Source organism: Streptomyces sp. NPDC002573 (assembly GCF_042889625.1).
GTDB lineage: Bacteria > Actinomycetota > Actinomycetes > Streptomycetales > Streptomycetaceae > Streptomyces > Streptomyces gibsoniae.
Window position 1 is genome coordinate 426,752 of the sequence record NZ_JBIARC010000001.1, and the last position, 16,375, is coordinate 443,126.

The 16,375-nt window shown below is 72.0% G+C and carries 10 protein-coding genes; 5 read left to right on the forward strand and 5 right to left on the reverse strand.

Features of this window, described 5'->3' with window-relative positions; all coding sequences use genetic code 11:
- Positions 1–77: 77 nt before the first annotated feature.
- Complete coding sequence (locus tag ACFYX0_RS01985) at positions 78–488, reverse strand: gamma-glutamylcyclotransferase family protein (RefSeq protein ID WP_355919567.1); 411 nt, start codon at positions 486–488, stop codon at positions 78–80.
- Between the two features lie 227 nt (positions 489–715).
- On the opposite strand from ACFYX0_RS01985, the gene ACFYX0_RS01990 reads away from it, so the two are divergent.
- From ACFYX0_RS01990 to ACFYX0_RS02000, 3 genes are all read left to right on the forward strand, one after another.
- Complete coding sequence (locus ACFYX0_RS01990) at positions 716–2,365, forward strand: M4 family metallopeptidase (protein WP_388965236.1); 1,650 nt, start codon at positions 716–718, stop codon at positions 2,363–2,365.
- Positions 2,366–2,676: 311 nt separating this feature from the next.
- Entirely contained in the window at positions 2,677–3,195 is a 519-nt protein-coding gene (locus tag ACFYX0_RS01995) for a hypothetical protein (protein WP_388965239.1), read from the forward strand.
- 134 nt (positions 3,196–3,329) lie between these two features.
- The gene (locus tag ACFYX0_RS02000) at positions 3,330–3,968 is read left to right on the forward strand and encodes a class F sortase (RefSeq protein ID WP_388965242.1); all 639 of its coding nucleotides are present in this window, start codon (positions 3,330–3,332) and stop codon (positions 3,966–3,968) included.
- A 39-nt stretch (positions 3,969–4,007) separates the two neighbouring features.
- Here ACFYX0_RS02000 and nirD read toward each other — a convergent pair whose 3' ends face one another.
- The 4 genes from nirD to ACFYX0_RS02020 form a co-directional block, all read right to left on the reverse strand.
- A complete protein-coding gene (gene nirD / locus ACFYX0_RS02005) occupies positions 4,008–4,358 on the reverse strand; it encodes a nitrite reductase small subunit NirD (protein WP_388965340.1) in 351 nt (116 codons plus the stop codon).
- A gap of 5 nt (positions 4,359–4,363) precedes the next feature.
- Positions 4,364–6,997 (reverse strand): nitrite reductase large subunit NirB, encoded by a 2,634-nt coding sequence (gene nirB / locus ACFYX0_RS02010; protein ID WP_388965245.1) that lies wholly within the window; start codon positions 6,995–6,997, stop codon positions 4,364–4,366.
- A gap of 258 nt (positions 6,998–7,255) precedes the next feature.
- Positions 7,256–9,997, reverse strand: coding sequence for a pyruvate, phosphate dikinase (ppdK, locus tag ACFYX0_RS02015; RefSeq protein WP_388965248.1), 2,742 nt, complete (start codon positions 9,995–9,997; stop codon positions 7,256–7,258).
- 507 nt (positions 9,998–10,504) lie between these two features.
- Positions 10,505–11,725, reverse strand: coding sequence for an ROK family protein (locus ACFYX0_RS02020; RefSeq protein WP_388965251.1), 1,221 nt, complete (start codon positions 11,723–11,725; stop codon positions 10,505–10,507).
- Between the two features lie 120 nt (positions 11,726–11,845).
- On the opposite strand from ACFYX0_RS02020, the gene ACFYX0_RS02025 reads away from it, so the two are divergent.
- Together ACFYX0_RS02025 and ACFYX0_RS02030 are read left to right on the forward strand one after the other, a co-directional pair.
- Entirely contained in the window at positions 11,846–13,573 is a 1,728-nt protein-coding gene (locus ACFYX0_RS02025; protein ID WP_388965253.1) for a hypothetical protein, read from the forward strand.
- On the forward strand, positions 13,570–15,507 hold the full coding sequence (locus ACFYX0_RS02030) for a glycogen debranching N-terminal domain-containing protein (RefSeq protein ID WP_388965256.1): 1,938 nt from the start codon (positions 13,570–13,572) through the stop codon (positions 15,505–15,507). The genes ACFYX0_RS02025 and ACFYX0_RS02030 overlap by 4 nt, the downstream gene beginning before the upstream one ends.
- The last annotated feature ends 868 nt before the right edge of the window (positions 15,508–16,375 follow it).

Here is a 16,375-nt window from a genome sequence, read left to right on the forward strand (position 1 = left end):
GGACGCACGGTGCGGTCGCCCGCACGAGCGACAGGGGGCCAGGGGCTCACAACTCCGCGCGCGCGGGGGCGCCCGGCTCACCCCCGGGCGCGCCAGTCGCCGCCCTCGACGCGTCTGCCGTGCGTCCGCAGCCGTGCCGCGACGGCCGGCCCGGCGACGTACACCCAGGCCCGTACGGCCCGGCCGTCTCCCGCCGTCACCTCCCGCGCCACCCGGTCGTAGAGGCTGCGGGGGTCGCCCGGCACACAGTCCTCCAGGCGGTCGAGGGCGACGAGGAGCGCGTCGTACGAGCCGGGGAGCGCGGTGACGATGTCGCCGCTGACCGTGCCACCGTCCGTCTCCACGGCGTACGGGTATCCGGGGCCGTGGTACAGCACGGCCCCGGCCAGCAGCCCCGGTTCCTCGGAGCGGGTGCGGCCGCGCAGGAACAGGTCGTGGTTGCGCTCGCCGGGGCGCAGGGTCCCGTACACGAAGAACGGCAGACTCACGGGCCCGCCTCCCGGCCGCCGTCCCGGGCGGATCCGCCGGCCCTGACCATGGCGCTCTCCTTCCGCGCTCTACCGAAGCCTTGCAGGAACGATTCTGCCCCCCACACATACCTCCGCGAACGCGCTATGGACATGACATGTCATGGACCTTTAAATCTGAGCGACGTCAGGGGACCCACGCCCCTGGCTCCCCACACGCGCCCCCGGGCGCCTTCCCGAGGAGACCGATGAGTCGGATACGGCACATCCGAGGTTCCCGTCTCGCCGCGGCCGGCACCGCCGTGACCACTGCGGCCCTGTTCGCCGCCGCTCTCGCCCCCGCCCCCGCCGCCGGCGCGGCCGACAGACCCGGCCGCGCCACCGCGATCGACCACGCCACCGCGGCGCTGGCGCACCAGGCCTCGCGTCTGGGCCTCACGTCGGCGGAGGGCACCAGCGTCCGCGACGTCGTCGTAGACGCGAACGGCACCCAGCATGTGCGCTACGACCGAACGTACCGTCACCTCCCCGTCCTCGGCGGCGACTTCGTCGTCCATCTCGCCCCGAACGGCACCTACCGCAGCGCGGACCTGGCCACCCGGCGCACCGTCTCCCTGCCGACCGTCACCCCCTCGGTGAAGGCCCCCGAGGCCGCCGACCTCGCCTCCGCCGCGCTGCGTGCCGCCAACGCCGGAGAACTGCTGAAGAACGTGACCGCCAAGCCGCAGCTCGTCGTCGACGCGCTGCGCGGCGCGCCCCGGCTGGCCTGGCGCACCGATGCGGTCGGCCAGGACTCGCTCGGCAACCCGGTCGCGCGCACGGTCCTCACCGACGCCCGCACCGGCAAGCAGATCGACGCCTGGGACAGCATCGAGACCGCGAGCGGCGACGGACAGTCCCTCTACAGCGGCACGGTCCCGCTGGAGACCACGCAGTCCGGGTCGACGTACCAGCTCAAGGACGCCACGCGCGGCAACACGTACACCGGAGACGCCGCGAACAAGACGGACCTGTGCTTCCTCGGGATCTGCTTCAGCCGCGCCCCCGCCACCCTGTTCACCGACGCCGACAACCACTGGGGCACGGGCGCGACGTCCGACCGCTCGTCGGCGGGGGTGGACGCGCAGTACGGCACCGACGAGACCTGGGACTACTACAAGAACGTCCACGGGCGGAACGGCATCGCGGGCGACGGCAAGGGCTCGTACAACCGCGTGCACTACGGCAACAACTACAACAACGCCTTCTGGGACGACAGCTGCTTCTGCATGACGTACGGCGACGGCGACGGGACGACGTTCGGGCCGCTGGTGGCGCTGGACGTGGCGGGCCACGAGATGTCCCACGGCGTGACGTCGAAGACGGCGGCACTGACGTACTCCGGTGAGTCCGGCGGCCTGAACGAGGCGACCTCGGACATCTTCGGGACGCTGGTGGAGTGGTACGCGAACAACTCCTCCGACCTCGGTGACTACCTCATCGGCGAGAAGATCGTCCGCTCCGGCTTCGGCAAGTCGGCGCTGCGGTACATGGACCAGCCGTCCAAGGACGGAAACTCGGCGGACTGCTGGAGCAGTTCGGTCGGCAACCTCGACGTCCACTACTCCTCGGGCGTCGCGAACCACTTCGCGTACCTGCTCGCGGAGGGCAGCGGCGCGAAGACCCTCAACGGGGTTGGCTACAACTCCCCCACCTGCGACGGTTCGACGGTCGCGGGCATCGGCCGGGACAAGCTCGGCAAGATCTGGTACCGGGCCCTGACGGTCTACATGACGTCCTCGACGAACTACGCGGGCGCGCGCACGGCGACCCTGAACGCGGCGAAGGACCTCTACGGCGCGGGCAGCGCGGAGTACAACGCGGTGGCCGCGGCATGGAGCGCGGTGAACGTCGCCTGACGGTCGGTCATGGCCGGCCGGGTGCCGGCACCCGGCCGGCCCCGCCCTGTCCCCGTCACCCGTTCATCGCCACTACTCCAGCTTTCGTGATCTTTTCCGCGACGGATTCGCCGTGCGGTCGTGACCTGCGCAAACGCCTCCAGGATTCACCCGCGAGGAGCGCGGCTGAGCACCCGTTCGCCACGATGCGGACGCATCGTCGACGAGCGGTACCCGCCCGGTGCCCTTTTCCTCGGAAGAGCAAGGGCACGACCGACACAGCGGCATGCTGGGGATGCCGCGGGCCGTGCCCTCTCGGAGGAGCACACACGATGCGACGTACGGCCCGTCCCCTGACCGGCACCGCGCTCGCCCTCGGCGCCGCGGTCCTCGCCGCCGCGCCCGCGTACGCCGGTGACACCGGAATCCTGGAGGTCTCCCCCTCCGCCGTCGTTCCCGGCGCCCAGGTCACCGTCAACACGGCGGCGTGCGGAGCTAACCGCGCGGCGGCGGGCGACGCCAGCGCGGTCGGGGCCGGCCAGTTCGTGATCGCGCCCGGCACGCACCAGCAGTACGCGAGCGGGCAGTTCCGGGTCCCGCCGGGCGCGCAGCCCGGCACGTACGAGATCGTCGCCAAGTGCTCGGGCGGCGCGCACGCCACCGTGACCGGCGATCTGACGGTGACCCTCACCGCGGCCCAGACCCAGCCGCGGGGAAGCATGAAGACGGGGGTCGGCGGCGCACTGGGCCCCGACCCCGTGAAGACCGCGGCCGGTATGGCGGCTCTCGCCGTCGCCGCCGCGGGCGGTACCTGGCTCCTGCATCGCAGGCTACGAGCCGACGAGATGTGAGCGGACGCTCCCACGCTGTCCGCTCACCGGTACCGCCCTCCCCATCCCCCTCCGGGTCCGACTGCCCCTCGCGGCCCGGAGGGGGCCCCAAGGCCCACGGCCCTCAGGGCCGCCGGTCCGAGAAGGAGGACCCCGTGCGCAAGGTCGGCAGGTCCGGCACGGCCGGCGACGTCGTCATAGCGTCCGTCACGGTGATCGCCCTGTGCTCGGGGGTGTGGCTGCTGCGCGGCGCCGCCGAGACCCACGCCCCACCGCAGCCCTCGGACACCCGGACGGTCGCGCACGTCGGACGCGAGCCGGCCGCCGTGTCCGCGCTGCCGCCCTCGGTCCCCGACCGGATACGCATCCCCTCGATACGCGTGGACGCCCCGCTGATGGGACTCAGGCTGACCCGCACCGGCAGCCTCGACGTCCCGCCCGCCGTCTACAAGAACCTCGCCGGCTGGTACGAGGCGGGCACCATGCCCGGCGAGACCGGCACCGCGATCGTCGCCGGGCATGTCGACAACGCCGAGGGCCCGGCGGTCTTCTACGACCTCGGCGCACTGGGCAGGGGCAGCACGATCGAGGTCGACCGGCGCGACGGGTCGACGGCCGTCTTCACGGTCGACGCGGTCGAGGTGTACCAGGCGAAGGACTTCCCCGACCAGAAGGTCTACGGGGCGGCGCCCCGCCCCGAACTGCGGGTCATCACCTGCGGCGGCGGCTACTCCAGGACGACGGGCTACCAGGGGAACGTGGTCGTCTTCGCGCATCTGACCGGCAGTCGCTGACCGCCGGGGACGGTCGCTGAGGACAGCAGGGTGGCGTGTTCAGGCCGTCCGCACCTCGTACGTCGCCAGCCGCACGGTCTCGTCGTCCAGGCACTGCCCGGACAGCAGGTCGAAACGCTGCTTGAGAAGCGGCGAGGCCACATAGGGCCGGCCCTCATGGGTGCCGGTCAGACCGCGCGAGACAACGGCGGCTCCGCCGAACGGGTCGCGGTTGTCGACGGCGTACAGCCGGCCCGCCCGGTCCAGGAACAGGGCGACCTGACGGCCGTCCGGCAACAGCGCCGCCACCCCGCGCCCCGGCGTCAGCAGGGCGAGGTCGCAGAGCGTCAGCCAGTCCTCCCCGAAGCGCAGTTGGACGCGTCGCTCCGTCTTCTCGGGGGCCAGGGTCAGCAGGGTCATCGCGAGGCACTTCCTTCCAGGGGGGGCCTGCCGAGGGTCAGCAGCGGCAGGTCGGGCTTGATCTGGTCGCGCTCGGCGACGAAGCCGACGACCGGATCGGGGGTGTCGGGGGCGTTGACGAAGGACACGAACCGGGCCAGCCGCTCCGGGTCGCCGAGGGTCTCCGCCCACTCGTCGCGGTAGTTGGCCACATGCGCGGCCATCAGGTTCTCCAGCTCCTCGCAGATGCCGAGCGAGTCGTGCACGACCACGTCCCGCACATGGCCGAGGCCGCCCGGGATCCGCTCCAGCCAGGCCGAGGTGCGCTCCAGGGGGTCGGCGGTACGGATGTAGAACATCAGGAAGCGGTCGATCAGCCGGACGAGTTCGGCGTCCGACAGATCCTGGGCGAGCAGATCCGCGTGGCGCGGGGTGGCGCCGCCGTTTCCGCCGACGTAGAGGTTCCAGCCGCCCGCGGTGGCGATCACCCCGAAGTCCTTCGACTGGGCCTCGGCGCACTCCCGGGCGCACCCGGAGACCGCCGACTTCAGCTTGTGCGGGGACCTCAGGCCCCGGTAGCGCAGCTCCAGGTCGATCGCCATGCGGACCGAGTCCTGGACGCCGTAGCGGCACCAGGTCCGGCCGACGCAGGACTTCACGGTGCGCAGCGCCTTGCCGTACGCGTGCCCCGATTCGAAGCCCGCGTCCACCAGCCGGGCCCAGATGAGAGGGAGCTGCTCGACCCGGGCGCCGAACAGGTCGATGCGCTGACCGCCGGTGATCTTCGTGTAGAGGCCGAAGTCACGGGCGATCTCACCGATCACGATCAGCTTCTCGGGGGTGATCTCCCCGCCGGGGACCCGGGGCACCACGGAGTACGACCCGTTCTTCTGCAGATTGGCGAGGAAGTGGTCGTTGGTGTCCTGAAGGGCGGCCTGCTCCCCGTCCAGGATGTGGCCGTCGGCGCCGATCGAGGGAGCGAGCGAGGCGATGATCGAGGCCACCGCCGGCTTGCAGGTCTCGCAGCCGTCGCCGTCCCGGGCCCCCTGCCGGCCGTGGCGCTCCAGCAGAGCGCGGTACGAGGTGATCCGCAGCGCCAGGACGATCTCGTACAGCTCCTCGCGGGTCTGCGCGAAGCAGCCGCACAGGCCCTTGTCGACCTCGATGCCGCCCGCCTCCAGCTCGGCGTCGACCAGCTGCCCCAGCACCTTCAGACAGCTGCCGCAGCCCGTGCCGGCCTTGGTGCACTTCTTGACCTCGGGCACCGTCGTACGGCCCTCCTCGGTCACCGCGGCGCGGATGGCGCCCTTGGTGACGTGGTGGCAGGAGCAGACGACCACCTCGTCCGGCAGCGCCGACGGACCGAGCTGCGCCGGGCCGCCGGAGCCCGCCGGGAGCACGAGCTGCTCGGGGGCGACGGGTGGCACCGAGCCGGTGAGCGCGCGCAGCGTCCCGTACGCCTCCGCGTCGCCGACCAGGATGCCGCCGAGCAGTTCGCCGTCACGGCCGATGACCAGCTTCTTGTACGTGCCCGAGCGGGCGTCCGCGTAGACGACGTCGAGGCAGTCGGCGGTGGTGCCGTGCGCGTCGCCGAAGGAGGCCACGTCCACGCCGAGCAGCTTCAGCTTGGTGGACAGGTCGGCGCCGGTGAACGAGGAGCGGTCGGCCTCGTCGGCGGCGATGGTCGCGGCGGCCGTCCCGGCCATCTCGTAGCCGGGCGCGACCAGGCCGTAGACCCGCCCGTCGGCCGCCTGCGCGCACTCGCCGATCGCGAACACCCGTGGGTCGCCGACGGTGCGGCAGCGCTCGTCGACCGTGATGCCACCGCGCTCGCCGACCGGGAGGCCGCAGTAACGGGCGAGCTGGTCGCGGGGGCGCACCCCGGCCGAGAACACGACCATGTCGGTGGCGAGCACGGTTCCGTCGGACAGCCGCATGCCCGTCACCGCGCCGTCCTCGCCGGTGAGGATCTCCTGGGTGCCGGTGCCCGTGTGCACGGTCAGGCCCATGTTCTCGATGGTGCGCAGCAGGGCGGCGCCGCCGCCCTCGTCGACCTGCACCGGCATCAGGCGCGGCGCGAACTCCACGATGTGGGTGGCGAGGCCCAGTCCCTTGAGCGCGCCGGCCGCCTCCAGGCCGAGGAGACCGCCGCCGACCACCGCGCCCGTGACCGCCCCCGCCCTCGCGTACTCCTCGATGGCGAGCAGGTCCTCGATGGTGCGGTAGACGAAGCAGCCCGTCGCGTCCCTGCCCGCGACGGGCGGGACGAAGGGGAAGGAGCCGGTGGCGAGGACGAGCGTGTCGTACCGGACCGTCAGCCCGGACCGGGCGGTCACCGTCCGCGCCTGCCGGTCGACGGCGGTCACCGGGTCGCCGAGGTGCAGCTCGACACCGTGCCGGGCGATGAACTCCCGGTCCGTCAGGGACAGTTCGTCCGGGGTCGTGCCCGTGAAGTACGAGGTGAGGTGGACTCGGTCGTAGGCGGGGCGGGGCTCCTCGCCCAGCACGACCACCCGGTGCGTGGCGGTCAGACCGCGCTCGGCGAGCGCCTCGAGGAAGCGCTGGCCGACCATGCCATGGCCGACGAGCACGATCGTGGGGGTGTCTGCGAGTCCGGTGCCGGTCGTCGCCGCGCGCATGTCCGAGGTCATGCACCGCAGCGTGCGGCGCCGACGTTACCCGGCCGCATCACCGCTGTTTCCCGGGCGGAACGCTGCGCTCAGCGGGGGCCGGGCGCCGGTGTGAGGGGGCGAGCTACGCCCACCGGGCCGAGGCACGGCATACGCGCACGACGAGAGGGCGGCATCCCCCGCACAGGGATGCCGCCCTCTCCGGATGGTCCGGAGCCGCCTTCGTGAGTCGGTGAGGGTCGGGTACCGACGACGGCTCCGGAGGTCTTGCGGTGCGGGTCAGCGGTGGTCGCTGCCCTGCGACTGCGAGGCCGCCCGGCCCGCCTCCAGACGGGCCACCGGGATCCGGAACGGCGAGCAGGACACGTAGTCCAGTCCCACCTCGTGGAAGAAGTGCACCGACTCGGGGTCGCCGCCGTGCTCGCCGCACACACCGAGCTTCAGGTCGGGCCGGGTCTCCCGGCCCGCCTTGGCCGCGTCACGGACCAGCTTGCCGACGCCGTCCCTGTCGATGGTCTCGAACGGGGAGACGCCGAAGATGCCCTTCTCCAGGTAGGCCGTGAAGAAGCTCGCCTCCACGTCGTCCCGGCTGAAGCCCCACACCGTCTGGGTGAGGTCGTTGGTGCCGAAGGAGAAGAACTCGGCGGCCTCGGCGATCTGCCCGGCCGTCAGGGCGGCGCGCGGCAGCTCGATCATCGTGCCGATCGCCAGCTTCAGCCGGGTGCCCGTGGCCTCCTCGACCTCGGCGATCACCCGGTCCGCCTCCTCGCGCACGATCTCCAGCTCCTGGACCGTGCCGACCAGCGGGATCATGACCTCCGCGCGCGGGTCGCCCTTCGCGGCCTTGCGCTCGGCCGCCGCCTCGGCGATCGCCCGTACCTGCATGGTGAACAGGCCCGGGATCACGAGGCCGAGGCGCACGCCCCGCAGGCCCAGCATCGGGTTCTGCTCGTGCAGCCGGTGCACGGCCTGGAGCAGGCGCAGCTCGTTCTCGTGCGGCTCCTGGCGGGACTCCGCCAGCGCCACGCGCACCGACAGCTCGGTGATGTCGGGCAGGAACTCGTGCAGCGGCGGGTCGAGAAGGCGGATGGTCACCGGGAGCCCGTCCATCGCCTCGAAGAGCTCGACGAAGTCCTTCTTCTGCAGCGGGAGCAGTTCCTTCAGGGACTCCTCGCGCTCGGCCTCCGTGTCGGCCAGGATCAGCCGCTCGACCAGCTCGCGCCGGTCACCGAGGAACATGTGCTCCGTGCGGCACAGGCCGATGCCCTGCGCGCCGAAGCGCCGCGCGCGCAGCGCGTCCTCGGCGTTGTCCGCGTTGGCACGCACGCGCAGGCGCCGCTTGCGGTCGGCGAACGCCATGATCCGGTGCACCGCCTCGACCAGCTCGTCGGCGTCGTCGGCGCCCGCGTGCATCCGGCCCTCGAAGTACTCCACGACCGGGGAGGGGACCACCGGGACCTCACCGAGGTAGACCTTGCCGCTCGACCCGTCGATCGAGATGACGTCGCCCTCCTCGACCACATGGCCGCCGGGCACGGTCATCCGCCGGCGCTTGGTGTCGACCTCCAGTTCCTCCGCGCCGCACACACACGTCTTGCCCATGCCGCGCGCGACGACGGCCGCGTGGGAGGTCTTGCCGCCGCGGGAGGTGAGGATGCCCTCGGCCGCGATCATGCCGTCGAGGTCGTCGGGGTTGGTCTCACGGCGGACCAGGATGACCTTCTCGCCGGAGCGCGACCACTTGACCGCGGTGTACGAGTCGAAGACCGCCTTGCCGACCGCCGCGCCCGGCGAGGCCGCGATGCCCCGGCCGACCTGCTCGACCTTCGCGCTCTCGTCGAACCGCGGGAACATCAGCTGCGCGAGCTGCGCGCCGGTGACGCGCTGGAGCGCCTCGGCCTCGTCGATCAGACCCTGGTCCACCAGCTGCGTGGCGATACGGAAGGCGGCGCCCGCCGTGCGCTTGCCGACGCGGGTCTGGAGCATCCAGAGCTGACCGCGCTCGATGGTGAACTCGATGTCGCAGAGATCCTTGTAGTGGTTCTCCAGGGTCTCCATGATCTGCATCAGCTGGTCGTACGACTTCTTGTCGATCTGCTCCAGCTCGGCGAGCGGCACCGTGTTGCGGATGCCCGCGACGACGTCCTCGCCCTGCGCGTTCTGGAGGTAGTCGCCGTAGACGCCCTGGTGGCCGGAGGCGGGGTCGCGGGTGAAGGCGACGCCCGTGCCGGAGTCGGGGCCCAGGTTGCCGAAGACCATCGAGCAGACGTTGACCGCCGTGCCCAGGTCGTGCGGGATGCGCTCCTGGCGGCGGTAGAGCTTGGCGCGGTCGCCGTTCCAGGAGTCGAAGACCGCCTTGATGGCGAGGTCCATCTGCTCGCGCGGGTCCTGCGGGAAGTCGCGCCCGGCCTCGGTCTTGACGATCTTCTTGAACTTGGTGACCAGCTTCTTGAGGTCGGCGGCCTCGAGTTCCGTGTCGACCGTGACCTTCTTGGCCGTCTTGGCCGCCTCCAGCGCGTCCTCGAAGAGCTCGCCCTCGACGCCGAGCACGGTCTTGCCGAACATCTGGATGAGGCGGCGGTACGAGTCCCACGCGAAGCGCTCGTCGCCGGCCTGCTTCGCCAGGCCCTGCACCGACTTGTCGGAGAGGCCGATGTTCAGGACGGTGTCCATCATGCCGGGCATGGAGAACTTCGCCCCGGAACGCACCGAGACCAGCAGCGGGTTGTCGGCCTGGCCGAGCTTCTTGCCCATGCGGTCCTCAAGGGCGGAGAGGTGCGCACTCACCTCGTCACGCAGTGCCGCGGGCTCCTGGCCGCTGTCCAGGTAGACCTTGCAGGCCTCGGTGGTGATGGTGAAGCCCGGAGGGACGGGCAGACCGAGATTGGTCATCTCGGCGAGGTTCGCACCCTTGCCGCCCAGGAGGTCCTTGAGGTCCTTGTTGCCCTCGGTGAAGTCGTAGACGAACTTCACACCCTCCACGCCGTTCTCCGTTACGTGGGGATCTTTGTTTTCCGACACGGTCTCGACTCCTCGAGGACGCGGTGGCTGCCCTGACGGCGAGGAACATACCCAGATCGAAGGAGCCTGGGTACGTCCACTTGCGCGTCATGCGCCTGTAACCACTCGTCCGCCACTGGATCGAAAGTCAAAGCTTCGCAAGCGCCGACCGGGGGATGTTTTCACTTCTTGAACGCGCCAACACCCGTAGACCCGTTTTGCCGCTCAAATGAGCAGCTATCGCCACGTTTGAGTTCGATCGATGAACGATCAAGGGGTGGCACTGAGTGCCATCCTTTGAGAAGTGCAGTCGCCCAAGTTCTGCTCATCTGAGCGCAACCACTATCAGGGGTGGCGAGAATCACGCTATGCGAGGCAGCCCGTTTTCACCATGCGGACGCCCGTACGGACGGAAATGTCCGCGTCATGCGCACGACGCCGCGGGGGCGTCGCACCTCCCGATCGCGTCGCACCTCCCGATCGCGTCGCACCTCCCGATCGCGTCGCACCTCCGGACCGCATCGCGCCTCATACCCCGAGCGCGAGCAGCCGTTCCTCCACCCGCTCCGGTGTGTAGAGATGCTCGACGACCAGGGCACCGGCCCCGGCCAGGCCCGCCCGCTCCCCGAGCCGGGAGGTCACCACGTCCAGATGCGCGGTGGAACGCGGCAGCGCCCGCTGGTACAGCAGCTCCCGCACCCCCGTCAGGAAGGGTGTTCCGGCCAGATCCCCGGCGATCATCAGCACCCCCGGGTTCAGCAGCGTCACGACCGTCGCGAGAACGTCCCCGACCCGCCGCCCGGCCTCCCGGGCGAGCGCGGCGGCCTCCGGGTTCCCCGCGGCCAGCAGCTCCCGTACGTCCGAGCCGGAGGCGGCCCGCACCCCCTGCTCCGCGAGCCGGCGCGCGACGGCACCGCCGCTCGCGACGGCGGCGAGACAGCCGTAGGAACCGCAGCGGCACAGCGCGCCCGACCCCTCGGGGACCCGGATGTGGCCGATGTCCCCGGCGCCGCCGTCGACGCCCCGGTAGATCCGGCCGTCGACGACCACCCCCGCGCCGATGCCGGTGGACACCTTGACCAGCACGAACGCCGAGCAGTCCGGGTGCGCGACACGCTGTTCCCCGTACGCCATCAGGTTCGCGTCGTTGTCCACGAGCACCGGCACGTCCGTGGCCCCGTGCGCATGCTCGGCGAAGGCGCGGCCGAGACGCCCGCGTATGTCGTACGCGTCCCAGCCGGGCATGATCGGCGGCTGGACGACTCGTCCGGTGTCGCTGTCCACGGGTCCGGGAACGGCGAGGCCGATCCCGCAGACCTCGTGCGCCCCGTGCCCCGCCTCCTCCAGCAGCCGGGCGAACCGGCGGCCCAGTTCGCCGAGCACGACGTCCGGGCCCTCCTCTATGACCAGGACCCCGGTGTGCTCGGCCAGGATCTCCCCGGTCAGGGAGAGGACGGCGGCGCGGGCGTGCCGGGTGTCGAGGTCGGCGGCGAGCACCACGGCATGGGCGTCGTCGAACTCCAGGGTGATCGAGGGGCGCCCGCCCAGCGGGGAGTCCACCGGTCCGCCCGCGCCCTCGCGCAGCCAGCCGGCCCGGAAGAGACGGTCCAGGCGCTGGCCGACCGTGGCCCGGGACAGGCCCGTGGCCTGCTGAAGGGCACCCCGGGTCGTGGCCCGGCCACTGCGGACCAGCGCGAGCAGATCTCCCGCGCCGGCCTGCCGACCCGGCGTCCCGGCTCTTCCTCTCATGCGCACCCCCTTGCGTTCACCAACCGCGCCTTACATAGTGAGTTTTGCTTGTTAAATAGACGTAACTCCACGGTAGCCACTGCCGAACCGAGCGGCAGGACGTCGTTCAGGGAGACCTGAGTGGACCGCACCACCCGACTCACCGCCCGCCGTACGGAACCAGCCCGTCCCGTACGCACTCCCGGCACGCCACCGACGCCCCCTCCACGCCTCGGCCCCCGCCCCGGACCCGCCGTATACGGTCCGTCCACCCGCCGGGGGGCGCTGCACGCGAGGGCCGCACAGGTGCTCGACGGAAACTGGACGGGCACCTCCACGGTGCCGTCGCACAGCCTGTACCCCCACCAGTGGTCCTGGGACTCCGCGTTCATCGCGATCGGCCTGCGCCATCTGTCGCCGCTGAGGGCGCAGACGGAACTGGAGACGCTCCTCGACGCCCAGTGGGCGGACGGGCGCATCCCGCACATCGTCTTCAACCCCTCCGTACCGCTCGACGCCTACTTCCCGAGCCCCGACTTCTGGCGTTCCTCGACCGCGGGGCGCGCTGCGGGCGCCCCGCGCACCGTACAGACCTCGGGCATCGTGCAGCCACCGGTGCACGCGCTGGCGGCCTGGCTGGTGCACCGGGCCGACCCGGGGCTGTCCCGGGCGCGCGGCTTCCTCCCCCGCGTCTACCCACGCCTCGCCGCCTGGCACCGCTATCTGCTGCACCGGCGGGACCTGGGCGGCGGCGGGCTCGTCTCGGTGGTGCACCCCTGGGAACAGGGCATGGACAACAGCCCCGCCTGGGACGCCCCGCTGTCCCGGATCACCCCGGCCCCGGCCCGCGACTTCCGCCGCGCCGACCTGGACCACGGCGCACCGCAGGACCGCCCCACGGACCTGGACTACGGGCGGTACGTACGGCTGGCGGCGGACTACCGGGCGGGCGGGTACGCCGACGGGGAGGGAGGGTTCGCGGTGGAGGACCCGGCGTTCAACGCGCTGCTGATCGCGTCGGAGCACGCGTTGGCCCGGATAGCCCGGGAGCTGGGCGCGACGGGCACCGCCCGCCATGCCCGCGCGCAGCGCCTGACGACGGCCCTCGTCGACCGCCTCTGGGACCCGGCCGAGGGGATGTTCTTCTGCCGGGATCTGCGTGGAAGGGTGGACGAGAGCGGTGCTCTTCACGTGGAGCAGCGCTCACGGGAGAGCGGTGCACTCTCTTCGGAGCGGCACTCTCGGAGCGGCGCCTTCCCGACGGGCCGGCGCTCTCGGAGCAGCGCTCTCCCGACGGAGCACCGCTCTCAGAGCGGTGCTCTCTCAACGGAACAGCGCTCCCCCTCCGGTGCCCTCGTCCCCGAGCGCTGCGTCTCCGGACTCGTCCCGTTGCTCCTGCCCACGCTCCCCCGCGACATCGCGGCCGCACTCGTGCGCACCCTGTCCGGTCCCCACTTCGGGCTGGGCGGCGCGACCCGGCTCGTGCCGAGCTACGACCTGCTCGGCGAGGCCTTCGACCCGCACCGCTACTGGCGCGGCCCGGCATGGTTCAACATCGGCTGGCTGCTGGAGCGCGGCCTGAGGACACACCGGGAGCAGCCGGCGGCCGACGCCCTGCGCGAGGCCCTGCTGGAGACGGCGGACACCTCGGACTTCGCCGAGTACGTCGACCCGTACACCGGCGAGGCGTGCGGCGTGCAGGGCTTCAGCTGGACCGCCGCGCTCACCCTCGATCTGCTGCACAACCCCCCACACCCACCAGCGCACCCGAGAAAGCCAAATAAGGGGGAATCCCTTACCAAACGTGGCGTATCCCCCGCGGACACCGGCACGTTCGACAGGAGCGACAAGGGAGAGGACCGGGGATGACGGACCGGCATCATCTGCTCGTGCACGGCGGCACGTTCGCCGCCGTGGGCGACGGAGGCGACATCAGCGGAGTGCGGGGCGGCAACTCCCCGGCCGGGTTCTTCGTACGGGACGCACGGCACTTGAGCCGGTGGCAGCTCACCGTCGACGGCGCGGTGCCCGAGGTGCTCACCCCGGTCACCGCAGGGGACACGGCGCACTGCGTCCTCGTACCGCGCGGCGGTCGGCAGGAGCCGCCCGCATACACCCTCTTCCGTGAACAGGCCGTCGTGGACGGCGCGTTCGTGGAGTCGCTGCGGGTCACCAACAACCGCCCGGTGCCGACCAGGGTACGGGTGGCGGTCACCGCGGACGCCGACTTCACGGACCAGTTCGAGCTGCGCTCCGACCATCGCACGTACGCCAAGTCGGGTGCCGTGCGATCCCGTCAGGTCCGCGACGACGGCGTGGAGTTCGGCTACCGGCGCGGCGAGTGGCAGTCCGGCACCACCGTCACGTCCGAGCCCCCGCCGGACGGCGTGGAGGAGACCGGCACGGGCGCCCGCCGCCTGGTGTGGGCGCTGGAACTCGACCCGCACGGCTCGGCGGAGCTGCTGCTGCGGGTCGCCGCCCGGCCGCACGGGGTCGCACAGGCCCCCGCGGTCCCGGCGTCCCCCGCCGCAGCCGTCGAGCAACTGCACGCACTGGAGGACGCGTTCGTCGAGGGCGTGGCGTTCCCCACCGGCTGGCCCGAACTGGCCACGGCGTGCGCTCAGGGCCTGAACGACCTGGCCTCGCTCCAGGTCCCGGCGACCGGACCCGACGGCGAGGAACTCCTCGTCCCCGCCGCGGGCGCCCCCTGGTTCCTCGCGCTGCTGGGCCGCGACGCGCTCCTCACCTCCCTCTTCGCGCTGCCCTACCGCCCCCGGCTGGCCGCCGCCACCCTGCCCGCGCTCGCCGCGACGCAGGCGACCGAGGTCACCTCACGTTCGGTGGCCCAGCCCGGAAAGATCGTCCACGAGGTGCGGCACGGCGAGCTGGCGCACTTCGGGCAGGTGCCGTTCGGGCGGTACTACGGTTCGGTCGACGCGACCCCGCTCTTCCTGGTGCTGCTGGGGGCGTACGTCGAGCAGACCGGCGACCTGGCGCCGGCCCGCCGCCTCGAACCGCACGCGCGGGCGGCGATCGGCTGGATGCTGGACCACGGCGGGCTCACCTCCCGGGGCTATCTCGTCTACCGCGCCGACCAGGGCGGCCTCGCCAACCAGAACTGGAAGGACTCCCCCGGCGCCATCTGCTCAGCCGACGGCAGCCGTCCGCACGGACCGGTGATGGCGGCGGGCGCGCAAGGATATGCGTACGACGCCCTGCGCCGCACCGCGCACCTGGCCCGCACGGTGTGGGACGACGAGGTGTACGCGGCGCTGCTGGAACAGGCGGCCGGGGATCTGCGCGACCGGTTCCAGCGCGACTTCTGGATGGAGGAGCACTCCTTCCCCGCGCTCGCACTGGACGGCGAGGGCCGCCAGGTGAACGCGCTCGCGTCGGACGCGGGGCATCTGCTGTGGTCGGGCCTGCTGGACAAGGAGTACGGCAAGCTGGTCGGCCGGCGCCTGCTGGAACCGGACTTCTTCTCCGGCTGGGGGGTGCGCACCCTGGCCGCGGGCCAGGCGGCGTACCACCCGTTGTCGTACCACCGCGGCTCGGTCTGGCCGCACGACAACGCGCTGATCACGCTCGGCCTGGCCCGCTACGGGCTGCACGACGAGGCCCGTACGGTGGCGAACGCGCTGGTGGAGGCGTCGACGGCGACGGGCCACCGGCTGCCGGAGGCGTACGCGGGCTACGGCCGTGGCACCCATCCGGAGCCGGTGCCGTACCCGCACGCCTGCACCCGGGAGTCCCGTTCGGCGGCGACACCGCTCGCGCTGCTCACCGCGGTCGGGGGCGCCTGACGCGCGTGTCCGTGGAGCCGGGCGGAGCCGGTTGACCTCGGGTTTGCCGGGTGTTTGCCGGGCGCTGGGGCGGTCGGCTTGAACGTAGCCCGGCGGCGGCCCGTACGGGATGATGGCGGGCCCAGCCTCCCCAGCGTGGCCCGCCCCTCCACCACGGGCTTCGCACGGAAGGACCCTCGGGTTGCCTCTCAACACACGTCAACGACAGACGCAGGACAAGGCTGGGGTGGTCGCCGACGGGGTGCTGCCGGCGGAGGATGAACAGCCGGACGCGGAGGGGACTGCGGCCGCTCCGGAGACGTCGCCGGAGAAACCGACCTCGGAGCACCGGACCGCGGAGGAACGGCCGTCGGAGCCGTCGGAGCACCCGACAGCGGAGGAGCCGGACGGTCCCGGCACCGCCGAGGCCGCCCCCACCGACGAGCCCGTGGCCGCGGATGAGAACGACGAGGCGGAGGGGACCACTTCCGCTGACGCCCCCGTCGCCGCCGAAGACGAAGCCACCGGCGAGGAAGCGGCAACGACCACGCACGCGGACGCGGACACGACCGCGGAGACGGACGCAGACACCTCTGAGGAAAAGGACGCTGACGCAGAGGTAGAGGCAAAGGCCGCTGCGAGCACGGCAGCTGACGCAGAGGAAGAGGCAAAGGCAGGCGCGGACAAGGAAGCTGACACAAAGACAGCGGCAAGTGCAGGCGCGGATGCGGATACTGACGTAGAGTCAGCCATTCCCGCAGCCGCGGACAAGGAACCCGACGCGGACAAGGGCGCGAGCAACCCCGTACCCGTCACCGAGGAAGGGGGGACGGCAGCCGGTGTCCCGTCCGCCCGCTCCCGGCGCGGGCGGCGGCTGCGCGCCTGGAAG

Bases quoted from the DNA above. Each gene is read 5' to 3' on its own strand.
- ACFYX0_RS01990 (WP_388965236.1), top strand. From the start codon at position 716: ATGAGTCGGATACGGCACATCCGAGGTTCCCGTCTCGCCGCGGCCGGC.
- ACFYX0_RS02030 (WP_388965256.1), top strand. From the start codon at position 13,570: ATGACGGACCGGCATCATCTGCTCGTGCACGGCGGCACGTTCGCCGCC.
- nirB (WP_388965245.1), bottom strand. From the start codon at position 6,997: ATGACCTCGGACATGCGCGCGGCGACGACCGGCACCGGACTCGCAGAC.
- ACFYX0_RS01995 (WP_388965239.1), top strand. From the start codon at position 2,677: ATGCGACGTACGGCCCGTCCCCTGACCGGCACCGCGCTCGCCCTCGGC.
- ACFYX0_RS02020 (WP_388965251.1), bottom strand. From the start codon at position 11,725: ATGAGAGGAAGAGCCGGGACGCCGGGTCGGCAGGCCGGCGCGGGAGAT.